The sequence below is a fragment of the Pedobacter lusitanus genome, from assembly GCF_040026395.1.
Classification (GTDB): Bacteria; Bacteroidota; Bacteroidia; order Sphingobacteriales; family Sphingobacteriaceae; genus Pedobacter; species Pedobacter lusitanus.
Genome location: NZ_CP157278.1, coordinates 1,407,220 through 1,420,870 on the forward strand (window position 1 = coordinate 1,407,220; position 13,651 = coordinate 1,420,870).

A 13,651-nucleotide genomic window follows, 5' to 3' on the forward strand; every position below is an offset into this window, starting at 1 on the left:
TTTTATTCAAAAATACGGTTATGTAAACTTCTCAGCACTTCTGTTTTATCCTCGGTATTAATTAATAAAGAGATGTTATAATTACTGCCCCCGTAAGAAATCATTCTGATCGGGATATGTTTGATAGAGTCAAGTACTCTTGATGCAAAACCATGTTTGCTTGCACCAAAATCACCAACTACACAGACAATCGTCTGATCTTTATCTAACTCTACCGAACCAAAAGAATGTAATTCTTCAACTATCTTATCAATGTTATCTGTAAAATCCACTGTTAAGGATACGGCTACTTCCGAAGTTGTAATCATATCAATAGGTGTCTTATAGCGCTCAAAAATCTCGAAGATCCTTCTCAAGAAACCATAAGCCAGCAGCATCCTGCTGGACTGAATCTTAATTGCTATGATACCGTCTTTTGCAGCTATAGATTTGATTTTACCTTTTTCGCTTTCAGAAGAAATTAATGTTCCTGCAGCAGAAGGCTCCATCGTATTCAGCAAACGCACAGGAATCTTATATTTCTGTGCAGGGAATACAGACTGGGGATGAAGGATTTTAGCCCCGAAATAGGCAAGCTCCGCAGCTTCATCAAAAGAAAGATGAGAAATTGGTTTTGTACCTTTCACAATCCTCGGATCATTATTATGCATTCCGTCAATATCAGTCCAGATCTGTACCTCTTCAGCCAAAATTGCAGCACCGATTAAAGAAGCGGTATAATCACTTCCGCCACGGCGCAGGTTGTCTACTTCTCCAAAGCTGTTTCTGCAGATAAAACCCTGTGTGATAAATAATTTATTTCCTTTATGTTTCTCCAGCAATGGTTTAAGATTAGCTGTTGCATATGGAATATCAGGCTCATTATCTTCATCCGTTTTCATGAAATCAAGTGCAGCCAGTAATACTGAAGGTACACCGATAGATTTCAGATAAATGTGATATAAGGTGGTTGATAATAATTCTCCCTGTGCCAGTACTACTTTCTCTTCAGCAGGTGTAAAAATATCATTCGCCAGTGTAGCTAAAAACTGAAAATGATAATCTGCTACTTCCTGTCCCTGCTCACGGAAATCACCCTCCGGAAGAAGTTCAGCTACAAATTCATTATATTTTTGATTTAGGGCGTTAATTAAAATTAACGCCCCCTGTTTATCCTCCTTTAAAAGTTTGCCAGAAATTTCCACTAAACTATTGGTTGTACCAGACACTGCTGATAAAACTACAATCTGCTCTTCGGCCGGATTAATGATATCCAGCAATTTCGTCATACGCTCAGGGCTTCCAACGGAAGTTCCGCCAAACTTTAATATTTTCATTTTCTAAAAGGGGTTAATAACCGAGTAAAAATTACCGTCACAGTTAATTTTATTTGTAACAGATATTTTTAATTCAATTAATTTGGTATATAATTGCATTGGGGCGTGAAATTAACAAAACGCGCTTAATAATCATTATATATACAGAATTAAATTTGGAGAGTGGATTTTTTATAGGTTATAAAAAGCTTTTTAATTAAAACTCTTAAAAACATCCCATCCCATTTTTTGTTTTACAGAGCAGAATAATCAAACACTAACGGAGAACATGCAATTAGAAGCAGCAATACAAAACACCATTAACGAATGGCTTAATGGCAATTATGACCAGCAAACGAAAGAAGAAATCCAAAAGCTAATAGACAGTGAGGCATCCACAGAACTGGTAGATGCTTTTTACAGAAGCCTGGAATTTGGTACTGGTGGACTCCGCGGAATTATGGGAGCTGGTTCTAACAGAATCAATAAATATACAATTGGTACAGCTACACAGGGCCTGAGTAACTATCTGCTAAAAAAATATCCTGGAGAAAAAATCAAAGTTGCTATTGCACATGACAGCAGAAACCAATCAGATTTTTTTGCCAGAATTACGGCTGATGTCTTTTCAGCTAATGGAATTCAGGTCTATTTCTTTAAAGAACTCCGTCCTACTCCTGAACTCTCATTTGCCATCAGACAGTTAGGCTGCCGCAGCGGCGTAATGCTTACTGCATCTCATAACCCTAAAGAATATAATGGCTATAAGGCTTATGGCGCCGACGGCGGACAGTTTACGTCTCCTGATGATACCATGGTCATGGACGAAGTAGCTAAAATCAAAAGCATAGACGAAGTTAAATTTGAACGCAATGACCAGCTTATTGAACTGATCGGCGAAGAAATTGACACTTTATATCTGGATAAAATTACTGAGCTTTCAGTTTCTCCTGAAGCGATTGCCAGACAGAAAGATCTTAAAATTGTTTACTCTCCTATCCACGGAACAGGGATTACGCTGGTTCCTAAAGCACTGGCTCAATTTGGCTTCACCAATCTTACGCTGGTTGAAGAACAGAGTACACCAGATGGAAACTTCCCTACTGTAGTTTATCCAAATCCGGAAGAAAAAGAAGCAATGACCCTGGCTTTAAATAAAGCTAAAGAAATTGACGCTGACCTGGTTCTGGCAACAGACCCGGATGCAGACAGAGTAGGTATTGCAGTGAAAAATAATGATGGTGAATTCGTATTACTGAATGGAAACCAGACCGGAAGTATACTGATTAATTATCTGCTTACTGCATGGCAGGAAAAAGGCAAACTGGATGGCAGTCAGTATATTGTTAAAACGGTTGTAACCACTAACCTGGTAGAAGAAATTGCAAAAGCTAAAAATGTAGAGTGTTTTAACACACTTACAGGCTTTAAACATATTGGTCATCTGATTACCAGCCTGCAAGGTAAAAGAACCTTTATCGGAGGTGGCGAGGAAAGCTACGGTTACCTGATCGGTGAACTGGTAAGAGACAAGGACGCAGTTATTTCATGTGCTTTCATCGCTGAGATGACGGCTTTCTATAAAGATAAAGGCAGCAGCTTATATAATGCTATGCTGGATATGTTTGTAACGTATGGTTTGTATAAAGAAGAATTGGTTTCTCTGACTAAAAAAGGAAAAAGTGGTGCTGAAGAAATCAAAGCGATGATGGAGAAATTCAGAAATAATCCACCATTGGTTCTTGGAGGTTCTAAAGTAAAGACCTTGAAAGATTATGAACTGGGCATAGAAACTAATTTAGATACACAGGAGAAAACCAAACTTGATTTCCCTAAATCTGACGTATTGCAATTCATCACTGAAGATGGAAGTATAGTTTCTGCACGTCCTTCGGGCACAGAGCCTAAAATCAAGTTCTATTGCAGTGTAAATGCACCACTGGCAGACAAATCGCAGTTCAAAACTGTCGATACTGCTCTGGGAGCTAAAATAAAATCTCTGATGGAAGATTTACAAGCTTAAAATAGCTTTAAGGATAAAATAAAAAAGGCGGAAAATCAGATTTTCCGCCTTTTTTATTTACTATTTCATGTGTGTTATCTTTCAATCAGTTTTGAAGCCAGCACTATATTATTCAATTCCTTTTTCTCAAAAGAATCTACCAGAGCCAGCTCTTTCAGCACAAAATTAATTACGTTTTCGGCAATTTCCTCTATTGGCTGATCTACTGCACTGATGGATGGAGAGTGAAGTTTAAAAATATCATGATCATCGTAAGCAATCATCTTAAATGTACCATTCAATTTCTTATTCATTTCCCTGAAGCTGAACAAACCTCTTACTGCCAGATAATTTGTTGCAAAAAGAACGGCATCAATCTCTGGATTTTCAGTAAAAAATGCAGTTAGTTCTGCAGTGGTCTCATCGGCTGTATTATTAAATGAAATCAGCTTGCATAACTTTTTATTGAGTTTGATATGATTTGCTTTCAATGCCTGCTCATAACCTTTATAGCGGTCCTTAATCTGCTCCACATCAACGTCTACAGTTACAAAAGCAATATTCTTCATTCCCTTATGAATTAAAGAATCTGTAGCCATGTAGGTTCCTTTGACATTATCAACCAATACACTGCTAACTTCCAGACCAGGCAAATGTCTGTCAAATACTACTACAGGGGTACGGTCAGACAATAACTCACGAATATCTTCTTCCATACCCACCATCGGGGCAATAATATAACCATCTACCTGTCTTGACTTAAACATCCTGATCAGACCTTTAGCCTTCTCCAGATTGTTTTCTGTACTGGAATAAATAATCTTATAACCATGTTTATAAGCCTTATCCTCAATCAATCTTGCGATGGCGGCAAAAAATGGGTTAGAAATATCTTCTACAATCAATCCGATAGTATTCGTATTTCCTGTACGCAGACTTCTTGCTACCTGGTTAGGCCTGAAGCCTACTTCTTTAATAATTGCCTCGACTTTTGCGATCATGTCCTGGCTGATCCGCATCTTCTCTGCTTTACCATTTAATATGAAAGAGACAGTAGTAATAGATACGTTAGCCTTCTTTGCGATATCCTTTATAGAGAGGGGTTTCATTTTGTTTTTTAATTTAGATGACCAATCTAGAAAAATAAAAACTATTAATGAAACAGTCTCAACAGTCTCTACAATATTTTATTTCACCAGGCAAACTCAAAGCCTAATGCTTATGTGGCAAATACTGCTTTTATCACGATAAAATATGCTAAAACGGCCTGCACGCGCACTAACTAATCTGAATCGATTAAATTTATCTATAATTCCGGTTTCCTGTCAATTGTAATAATCCTGTGATCAGGATCAGAAGAGATAAAAAAATCAATCCCGCAATATTCCCCGGATAAACCGTAAATTTGTCTATTGATATCTTTTGACTATGGCATACATTGATTATTATAAAGTCCTGGGCGTGGACAAGACGGCAACGCAGGAAGAGATAAAGAAAGCGTACAGGAAGCTCGCACGTAAATATCACCCCGATTTAAATCCCAAAGATAAAGAAGCCAATAAATTATTTCAGCAGATCAACGAGGCTAACGAAGCTTTGAGTGATCCTGAAAAACGTAAAAAATACGACGATTACGGTGAAAACTGGAAACATGCTGATCAGGCCCAGCAACAGGGAGGTAATCCTTTTGGTGGCGGCAGAAGAGGATCAGCTGGTTTTGGAGGAGGATTTAACGGTGGATTTGGCGGTGGCGGTTCAGCCGACTTTGGCGGTGGAGATTTCTCAGACTTCTTTGAATCGATGTTTGGTGGCGGTGGCCGTCAGCAAAGAAACAGTGCGAGATTCAAAGGCCAGGATTTACAGGCAGAATTAAAAATCACCTTCCGGGAAGCAGCTGAAACACATAAACCTACCATAACCGTTAACGGTAAAAATCTGAGGATTACTATCCCGGCAGGGATTTCAAACGGACAGGTCATTAAACTTAAAGGTCAGGGTAGCCCGGGTGTTAATAACGGCCCTTCAGGAGATCTTTTTATTACAATTACCATTGCTGAGGATGCTGTATTCAAAAGAATAGCCGACGATCTTTATCTCACCAAAGAAATAGACCTTTATACAGCTATACTTGGTGGAGAAGCTACTATAGATACCTTAAACGGCAAAGTAAAACTGAAGGTGCCTGCAGGTACACAAAACGGAACAAAGATCAGATTGAAAGGCAAAGGATTCCCGGTTTACAAGAAAGATGGAGAATTTGGAAATCTTTTCATAACTTATACCATTAATATACCGGTAGGCTTAACAGAAAAACAAACAGAGCTCTTTAAACAATTAAAAGAGCTGTCAGCGTAATGGAATAATTCATCATCCTATGGAAAACGAATTAATAACTATAAGAGATTACTGTGTTAATTATGCCATAGACCCTTCTTTTATTCAAGCACTGGAAGAGTCCGGATTAATCGCACTGACCATAATTGACGGGAATAAATTCATACACTTTGAGCAATTAATGGAAATGGATCGTTACATCCATTTCCATTATGATCTGGAGATTAATATCGCGGGCATTGAAGCGATTGTAAACCTTTTACAGAAAGTGAAACATATGCAGCATGAGATAGAGATTTTAAAAACTCATATTCATGTTCATGAAAGCCACTAAAGACTGTCATAAACTTCCGGATTAACCAGAAATGGCGGTCTCTCCCCTTTCGATACTGCAATAATATTCTCAGCAGCTAATCTTGCCATAGCACTTCTGGTCCCTTCTGTAGCTGAACCTATATGTGGTAAGACTGCAACGTTTGGCATAAAAAGCAACGGATTATCCGCATGCATAGGCTCAGGATTTGTAACATCCAGTCCTGCGCCCCAGATCAGCTTATTTTCGAGTGCATAAATCAGATCTGTTTCCTGATGTATAGCCCCTCTTGCTGTATTAATAAAAATTGCTCCGGGTTTCATTTGCTTAAACACCTCAAGATCAAATTTACCTTCGGTTTCTGCTGTTAATGCCGTATGAACGGTTAATACATCGCTTTGTTTTAATAATTCTTCAAAAGAGACAAGCTTTGCCCCCAGCTCATGCTCAGCCTCTTCATTTCTGTTACGGTTATGATAAATGATTTTCATACCAAAGGCACCGGCACAGCGTCTGGCCATTTCCACTCCTATCTTGCCTAATCCAAAAACACCCAGCGTACAACCACTCAGTTCTTTTCCTAAATTTGCAGTAGGTTCAAAAAAGTCCCATTCTCCGGCAGTGATTTTACGGTTCATGTAAAAAGCATTTCTCGCCGCCGCCATCATCAGTAAGAAAGCAGTATCAGCAGTAGCCCCACTCAATACTCCCGGAGTATTACCTACTGGTATACCGAGTCGTGTTGCAGTTTCGATAGCTATATTATCATATCCTACAGAATGAAGTGCAATTACTTTCAAATGTTTACTGGCTTCTAAAAACTGTTCATCCAATCGCTGACCGGCGTTGAGCAATGCATCTGCGCCCTGACAGGCATCAATCAGCTCCCCCCTTGTCATACTCCTTTTTTCAGTCCATTGTTTAACTTTCAGGCCAGCGTCTTCAAGTAAACGTAAACCTGATTCTGGAATTATCCTGGTTATAAATACATTCATGAGCGCTATTTACTCAAAAAATTCGAACTGATGGTATCCCAAACCTCTTTTCCATCTCCTTTTAAGGTTTGTTTCAGCATATAAATACCAAATCCTTTAGCCTGTTCAAAATCTATTTTAGGCGGCATAGACAGTTCGGTCTGATTGACAACGACATCTACCAGTACTGGCCCGGGATGGGACAATGCAGCTGCAATAGCTCCTTCCACACCATCAGATTCTTCTACCCGGATTCCCCTGATCCCAATAGCCTGTGCCATTTTTGCAAAATCCGGATTTTTAAGGTCTGTCCCGAATGGAGGCATACCAATCACTTTCATCTCCATAGCCACAAAACCCAGTGAGCTATTATTATAGACTATAATTTTTACTGGCAGATTGTATTGATAAATGGTTAAAATATCACCCATTAACATGGCAAAACCACCATCACCTGATAATGAAATAACCTGTCTGTCAGGAAAAGCAAATTGTGCGCCTATAGCCTGCGGCATTGCACTGGCCATTGTTCCATGATTAAAGGATCCGATCAATTTCCTGCCTTTTTTCATGTCTACATACCGGGCTGCCCATACCGTAGGCGTACCTACATCTGCTGTAAATATCGCATTATCGGCGGCCTGCTCACTTAAAATTCTGGTCAGATATTCCGGATGAATTGGCTTATTGGTAACCGGCTGTGCATGTGCAAGCAGGTTTTTCCTGTTGTCTCGATAACGTTCCTGACACTTTTCTAAAAATGAAGCATCAGCAACATCCTGCAGAAAAGGCAGCAAAGCTTTAACGGTTTCTTTTACGTCACCTGTCAGCCCGAGATTGAGTTTACATCTGCGGCCCAGTCTTTCCGGCCTGATATCAATCTGTACAATCTTAGCTTTGGAAGGATACCATTCTTTATAAGGAAAATCCGTCCCCAGCATCAAGAGTAAATCACTTTCTTCTACGGCATGATAACCTGAAGAAATACCAATCAGTCCGGTCATTCCCACATCATAGGGATTGTCATATTGTACATGTTCTTTTCCTCTGAGCGCATGTACTATTGGTGATTTAATTTTACCAGCCAGCGCTAATAATTCATCATGTGCATCTCTGCAACCCGCACCACACAATAAGGTAATCTTTTTAGCTTCATTAATCAGCTGTGCGAGTTTTTGTAATTCCTCATCAGAAGGGCGGATTGACGGGCGGCTGATAAATAAAGGATGATCCAACTCTTCGTTTTCCATCTTCTCCATGGCCACATCACCAGACAGGCTGATCACGGCTACACCACTTTGTCCTATTGCATGCTGCATCGCAATCTGCAAAACTCTTGGCATTTGTCTGGCCGAAGCTATAGTTTCACAGTAATAACTGCATTCCCGGAATAAAGACTCCGGACGGGTTTCCTGAAAATAGGATGTTCCAACCTGCTCACTCGGGATATGCGCTGCAATAGCCAGTACAGGTGCATTACTTTTATGTGCATCATACAAACCATTAATCAAATGCATATTTCCTGGTCCGCAGCTACCTGCACAAACAGCTAATCTGCCTGTTAACTGAGCCTCGGCACCTGCGGCAAATGCTGCCGCTTCTTCATGCCGGTAATGAATCCATTTGATTTCTTTAGAATTACGTATTTCATCTACAATTCCGTTCAGCGAATCTCCTACCAAACCATGTACATGTTTAACTCCTGCCTGAATCAGTATCTCTACCAATTTTGCTGCTACTGTTTTTGCCATAATATTCCTGGATAAAATAAAAGCCATCCCATTGGGACAGCTTTGATCTGGTAATTATTTTTTTACAACTTCATTATATCTGCGTTCAACTTCCGGCCAGTTAACCACGGTCCACCATGCGGTAATATAGTCTGCACGTTTATTCTGATATTTCAGATAATAGGCATGCTCCCAGACATCAAGTGCTAAAATAGGACGGCCTTTTTCTGCTACAGCATCCATTAACGGATTATCCTGATTAGCCGTAGTAGTTATTTTAAGCTTGCCATTTTGCACAATCAGCCAGGCCCAGCCAGAACCGAAGCGTTTCGCTGCACTATCAGCAAAGGCAGCTTTAAACTTGTCCATTGTTCCAAAGTTTGCGTCAATCTCTTTCAAAAAAGCAGGTGATGCTGGCTTTGGCTTAGGAGCCATAATCTGCCAGAATAATGAGTGATTATAATGTCCGCCTGCATTATTACGAATCGCAGCAGGATAAGTTGATGCCACAGCAAGTATCTGTGCAAGTGTCTTGCCTTCTGCGGTTGTACCTTTAACTGCCGCATTTAAATTGGTTACATAACCCTGATGATGTTTAGTATAATGGATTTCCATCGTCTGCTTGTCTATAGCAGGTTCAAGAGCATTATAAGCATAAGGTAGAGGTGCAAGTTTAAATTGCGCGCTGAGGGTCTGCGTTCCTGCCAAAAGCAGAACAATAGGAAAAAAGCTCTTCAATAATTTCATCTTAGAATAGGGATTAATATGAAAAGCTGTTTAAACTTATGATATAAGTTTAAACAGCTACCTAATCAAAACGATTATTAAATTATTTTGTTTTCCCTATTTCGTTTTAATAAACAGGATTAACCCTAATACACTCACTACTAACACACAAAAAGCGGAAAAAGCAGTCAGAAAATCACGAAAGTTTTTTCCTGCAAAATCCACGAGTAAAAATTTATGGAATACAGCAAAACTCAGGCCTTCCCTCCTGTCTGAATCCTGAACTTTTGCAGCAAGTCTGCCCGTTGACGTTTCCAGATAATAAGTAAGATGACCTGGAGTATTCAGCGCTATTTTCACTACCGGCAAACGTTTATTGACAAAACCGTAATCATTATCAAATTTAGTCAGATAAGCTGAGGAAGAAATAATCAGCGGAGCAGTCTCATCCGCAGCAGCATTAGCCATCATTTCACAACAGGCAGCTTCACCGTCAGCAGCTCCCTGTGCTACAAAATGTTTAACCAGGCTATAGCTATGCTCCATAATCCCATCAGCTAAGAGCTGCCCATCGGCCGCATCATAATAAGTGACATTGGGTTTATCTTTTTTATCCTTTTCTCCAAACATAGTTTCCGCTTTTGCTATCTGCTGCTTTTTCCAGCTGTCATTTTCTTTTTTGACAGTGTATACCTGATAGTAGGTTTTATCATTAAATCTGGCCAGGGAAATATTGCTGACCTGGTCCCATTGCACTGGTAAAGCTGTAGAAGCAACAGTCAGATCACACAGTCTGACTTCCGGTTCAACGACGTAATTAATCCTGTCATCAGGTGCAAATTTATGCGTCGCATGATAAGCCCCTGACCCCATAAAAGTAAGTGTAACAACAGAAGTCCATAACCCGATACTCCGGTGATATTTACGTAAGAACCCTACTTTTTGCCCGGTAACAGGCTTTTTAAACTTCTTCCACAAAAAACCATAGATCAGTAATCCACTCAGCGTCGAAAAGATAACAATTGAAGCCAGTACCAACACCAGGGTATACCTGGCTGTATTATTCGTAATTTTAGCGATGAATTCATAGCTGTGAAAATTACTGAATACCCAAAGAAAAATCTTTCTGTTGGTATCATTATAATTTGCCAGCCTGCTTTGTGAAGTTTCCACATACACATCCATCTTATCTTTTCTGTCGAAACTCACCTTCCATACCGGCAGCAAACGGTTGATATATTTATACTCATCCGTAAAACTGCTGACCTGATTTACTGCGACTATTTTAGCAGTACTGTCTCCAAGAAAATACCGGCTCAGATATTCCGCATACAAACGATCTCCGTCAGGTAACTTTGCGCCATCTGCTGCAGAAAAATACAGTATTTCATTCTTCCTGTCTTTGACCTGATAAAAGGTCTTTCCCTTGAAATTTATGATCCTGAAATTCTTGAATAAGTTGATCCCGTTTTTGCTAAGCACATCGTTAACAGACAGTTTGATCTGACTGTTATTGACCGCTACCGGCTTAATATATTCATGTGCGATCTGCAGTTTGAACCAGTGGGCGATAATAGGATGACTTAAACCTGAACAAGTCCAGAAAATTACCGGAATGATCGTCATAATCCCCAGGATCCGGTGCCAGGAATACATATTCCTTTTGACCGTCCGGCTAAGATTTGCAGTGCTCATGTTAATGCTTATATTCTGCCAGTAAAATATCCATATCTTTCATCAGCTGCGCTACCTGTTCATCTACAGTACCGTCATAAGCTCCTCTGATACGTTTTTCTTTATCAACCAGCACGAGATATCCCTGATGAATAAAACCGCCTGGTGCTGCTTTATCCTGCCCTACAGTGACCAGGTAATTACGTTCTGCCAAAGCATAAATTTGTTCTTTTGTGCCCCATAAAAACTCCCATTGCGTCCCCTTAATCCCCAGTTTAGTGGCATAAGCTTTCATTCTTGAAGGTGTATCGTATTTCACGTCTATAGTATGTGAAGCCAGTTTCACCTCTGGATTATTTAAGTATTTGTTATATACTTTTAACAGATTGCGGTGCATGGTCGGGCAGATAGTCGGGCAGGAAGTAAAGAAAAAATCCGCGACATAAATGGCACCGTCAAAATCTTTACCGGTCACTACTGCACTATCCTGATTCAGAAATTTAAAAGCCGGAATAGTCCGGTAAGTCGTATCAGTCCCTGTGATATCCTGTTGCAAAAAAGGAAGTCTTTTTGGCTTGTCCTTACATCCTGTCACCACTGCCAGCAGCAGCAACAGATAAATCAGTCTCTTTCCCATTACTTTTTGAATTGTTTCAGATAAGCATCAGATGATTGGATTTCAGCTTTGTACAAACTGTCTATTTTTCCAATTTTAATACGCTCAGCTTTGAAATAACTGATCGCATCTTCATTGGATTTCCCTGTCACATCAGGCTCAAACTTATGCATCCAGTCATTCATCAGCTCTTCAGCTCCGTTTAACCTTTCCAGAGTAGCTTTCATGGCTACTTTTTCTTTTACCGTATCTGTTGCGGGAAATTTAGCTTTTAAAGCTGGCAGGTCTTTCAGCATAGAATCCAGTTTCATCTGGTTGTTCACTAAAATCCCGTGATCTTCCATTACCGTATCATGGAATTTCATGACCTCATCTCTTTCTGTCTTATAATTTGGAGTTTGCGTACAGGCAACTGCACCTGTAACTAATACGATTGCGGCTAAAAATAATTTCATATCATTATTGTTTAATTAATACGTCTTCAGCAACCTTTTAACGGGCTGCAAAAAAATGTATTACTGGTCTGCTTATTCGCAGACACATCAGAAAATTGAATTAAAAGGGCTGGAAGCCCAAAAGAATTTAGCAGCTGAATTGCGGAGGGTGGAAAATAGAATTCAGCTGAGTTACCGGTTTTCCTGTTGTTAAAGGAACACGCAGATGTCTGGCAATAAATGAATATTGTTTAAATACAAAGGGTGCAGAAAAGACAGCTTCCTGCATCTGGATTTTCTGAAACTGGCGATCCTGTTTCTGCTCTTTCTCTTCTGCCTGTTTAAGTTTTTTAATGAGGTAACATTTACCGTTACAATGTAGTTGTGGTTTGTCTTTATTGACACAAAGCTCTTTAGCAATATATCCCTGGTTCATTTCGAAACCTGCAAAGACAAAAAGTCCTGACAGGTTTACAGAAACCGAACACATTAAAAGTAATATAGCTGTAAAGCGTTTCAGCATTGATTGGTTACCCCCTTAACTTACCCCATTTTAAATATGTTGCGCCCCAGGAGAATCCTGCACCAAAAGCGGTGAGCAACAGATTATCATTTTCTTTAAAGTCTTCTTTAAATTCCCACATACACAGTGGAATTGTTGCAGCAGTCGTATTACCGTAAAGCTGTATATTAACTTTGACCTGGTCTTGTGTTAAACCTAATTTATCACCTACTGCCTGAATAATTCTCAGGTTGGCCTGATGTGGAATCAGCCAGTTGATATCTTTGGTTTCCAGATGATTTCTATCCATAATCTCAGTACAGGTCTGGGTCATCCCTTCAATTGCCGCCTTAAAAACTATCCTTCCATTCTGAGATATGTAATTCTGTTTTTTATCAAGGGTATCCAGTGAAGATGGATTAAGTGATCCGCCCGCTGTAACAATCAAATGCTCCTTACCTACACCATCAGTTCTGAATACATTATCTACCAGCCCAATTTCTGCTTCTGTACGCTCAAGCAAAACTGCTCCGGCCCCATCACCAAAAAGGATACAGGTATTTCTGTCTTCATAATTTACAATAGTACTGTTTGCATCGGCGCCAATAACAATCACATTTTTATAGCGATTACTTTCAATTAAACTTGCACCCAGAGTCAGTGCATAAAGAAATCCACTGCAGGCCGCATTGGAGTCAACACCCCATGCATTTTTCAGCCCTGCCTTTTCGCAGACTATACTGGCTGTAGAAACCATAATATAATCAGGAGTAGCAGTAGCCACAATTACGCATTCAATTTCATCAGGGTTGATCTGACTATCTTCCAATAGTCTTTTGACTGCCATGGTAGCTAAGTCGGAGGTTGCAAGTGAATCATCATTAAGGATTCTTCTCTCGTGAATACCAGTTCTGGAAATAATCCAGTCACTATTTGTATCCACCATTTTCTCCAGATCGTGATTGGTTAAAATGGTTTCTGGTACATATCCTCCCAAAGCTGTTATGGCAGCATTATATCTCTTTCTCATTAAGCATTACAATTCTTGGCG

General features: G+C 39.7%; 13 protein-coding genes. 3 read left to right on the forward strand and 10 right to left on the reverse strand.

The window, feature by feature from the left end:
* Positions 1–2 precede the first annotated feature (2 nt).
* Positions 3–1,316 carry an aspartate kinase gene (locus tag PL_RS05975; RefSeq protein WP_041884567.1) on the reverse strand — a complete coding sequence of 438 codons (1,314 nt, stop codon included), beginning with the start codon at positions 1,314–1,316 and terminating at the stop codon, positions 3–5.
* Positions 1,317–1,584: 268 nt separating this feature from the next.
* Between PL_RS05975 and PL_RS05980 the strand changes: the two genes are divergently transcribed.
* On the forward strand, positions 1,585–3,318 hold the full coding sequence (locus PL_RS05980; RefSeq protein ID WP_041884565.1) for a phospho-sugar mutase: 1,734 nt from the start codon (positions 1,585–1,587) through the stop codon (positions 3,316–3,318).
* Positions 3,319–3,392: 74 nt separating this feature from the next.
* Here the strand turns inward: PL_RS05980 and PL_RS05985 are convergent, their stop codons facing one another.
* On the reverse strand, positions 3,393–4,406 hold the full coding sequence (locus PL_RS05985) for a LacI family DNA-binding transcriptional regulator (RefSeq protein ID WP_348621218.1): 1,014 nt from the start codon (positions 4,404–4,406) through the stop codon (positions 3,393–3,395).
* A 319-nt stretch (positions 4,407–4,725) separates the two neighbouring features.
* Between PL_RS05985 and PL_RS05990 the strand changes: the two genes are divergently transcribed.
* Both PL_RS05990 and PL_RS05995 read left to right on the forward strand, forming a co-directional pair.
* Positions 4,726–5,652 carry a J domain-containing protein gene (locus tag PL_RS05990; RefSeq protein WP_348621220.1) on the forward strand — a complete coding sequence of 309 codons (927 nt, stop codon included), beginning with the start codon at positions 4,726–4,728 and terminating at the stop codon, positions 5,650–5,652.
* A gap of 19 nt (positions 5,653–5,671) precedes the next feature.
* Complete coding sequence (locus PL_RS05995; protein WP_041884417.1) at positions 5,672–5,965, forward strand: chaperone modulator CbpM; 294 nt, start codon at positions 5,672–5,674, stop codon at positions 5,963–5,965.
* On the opposite strand, the gene PL_RS06000 is transcribed toward PL_RS05995, so the two are convergent.
* The 8 genes from PL_RS06000 to PL_RS06035 form a co-directional block, all read right to left on the reverse strand.
* The gene (locus PL_RS06000; protein WP_041884415.1) at positions 5,962–6,939 is read right to left on the reverse strand and encodes a 2-hydroxyacid dehydrogenase; all 978 of its coding nucleotides are present in this window, start codon (positions 6,937–6,939) and stop codon (positions 5,962–5,964) included. The two genes, PL_RS05995 and PL_RS06000, sit on opposite strands and share 4 nt — an antisense overlap.
* A 5-nt stretch (positions 6,940–6,944) precedes the next feature.
* On the reverse strand, positions 6,945–8,669 hold the full coding sequence (poxB, locus tag PL_RS06005; RefSeq protein WP_041884420.1) for a ubiquinone-dependent pyruvate dehydrogenase: 1,725 nt from the start codon (positions 8,667–8,669) through the stop codon (positions 6,945–6,947).
* Positions 8,670–8,723: 54 nt separating this feature from the next.
* A complete protein-coding gene (locus tag PL_RS06010; protein WP_041884414.1) occupies positions 8,724–9,395 on the reverse strand; it encodes a superoxide dismutase in 672 nt (223 codons plus the stop codon).
* A 96-nt stretch (positions 9,396–9,491) separates the two neighbouring features.
* Positions 9,492–11,069, reverse strand: a complete 1,578-nt coding sequence (locus tag PL_RS06015; RefSeq protein ID WP_041884413.1) for a PepSY-associated TM helix domain-containing protein — start codon at positions 11,067–11,069, stop codon at positions 9,492–9,494.
* Between the two features lies 1 nt (position 11,070).
* Positions 11,071–11,685 (reverse strand): SCO family protein, encoded by a 615-nt coding sequence (locus tag PL_RS06020; RefSeq protein WP_041884411.1) that lies wholly within the window; start codon positions 11,683–11,685, stop codon positions 11,071–11,073.
* Entirely contained in the window at positions 11,685–12,119 is a 435-nt protein-coding gene (locus PL_RS06025) for a hypothetical protein (protein WP_041884409.1), read from the reverse strand. The genes PL_RS06020 and PL_RS06025 overlap by 1 nt, the downstream gene beginning before the upstream one ends.
* A 127-nt stretch (positions 12,120–12,246) precedes the next feature.
* Positions 12,247–12,621: a hypothetical protein gene (locus tag PL_RS06030; protein ID WP_041884408.1), complete on the reverse strand. Its 375-nt coding sequence runs from the start codon at positions 12,619–12,621 to the stop codon at positions 12,247–12,249.
* A 7-nt stretch (positions 12,622–12,628) separates the two neighbouring features.
* On the reverse strand, positions 12,629–13,630 hold the full coding sequence (locus PL_RS06035) for a beta-ketoacyl-ACP synthase III (protein ID WP_041884406.1): 1,002 nt from the start codon (positions 13,628–13,630) through the stop codon (positions 12,629–12,631).
* Between the last annotated feature and the right edge of the window lie 21 nt (positions 13,631–13,651).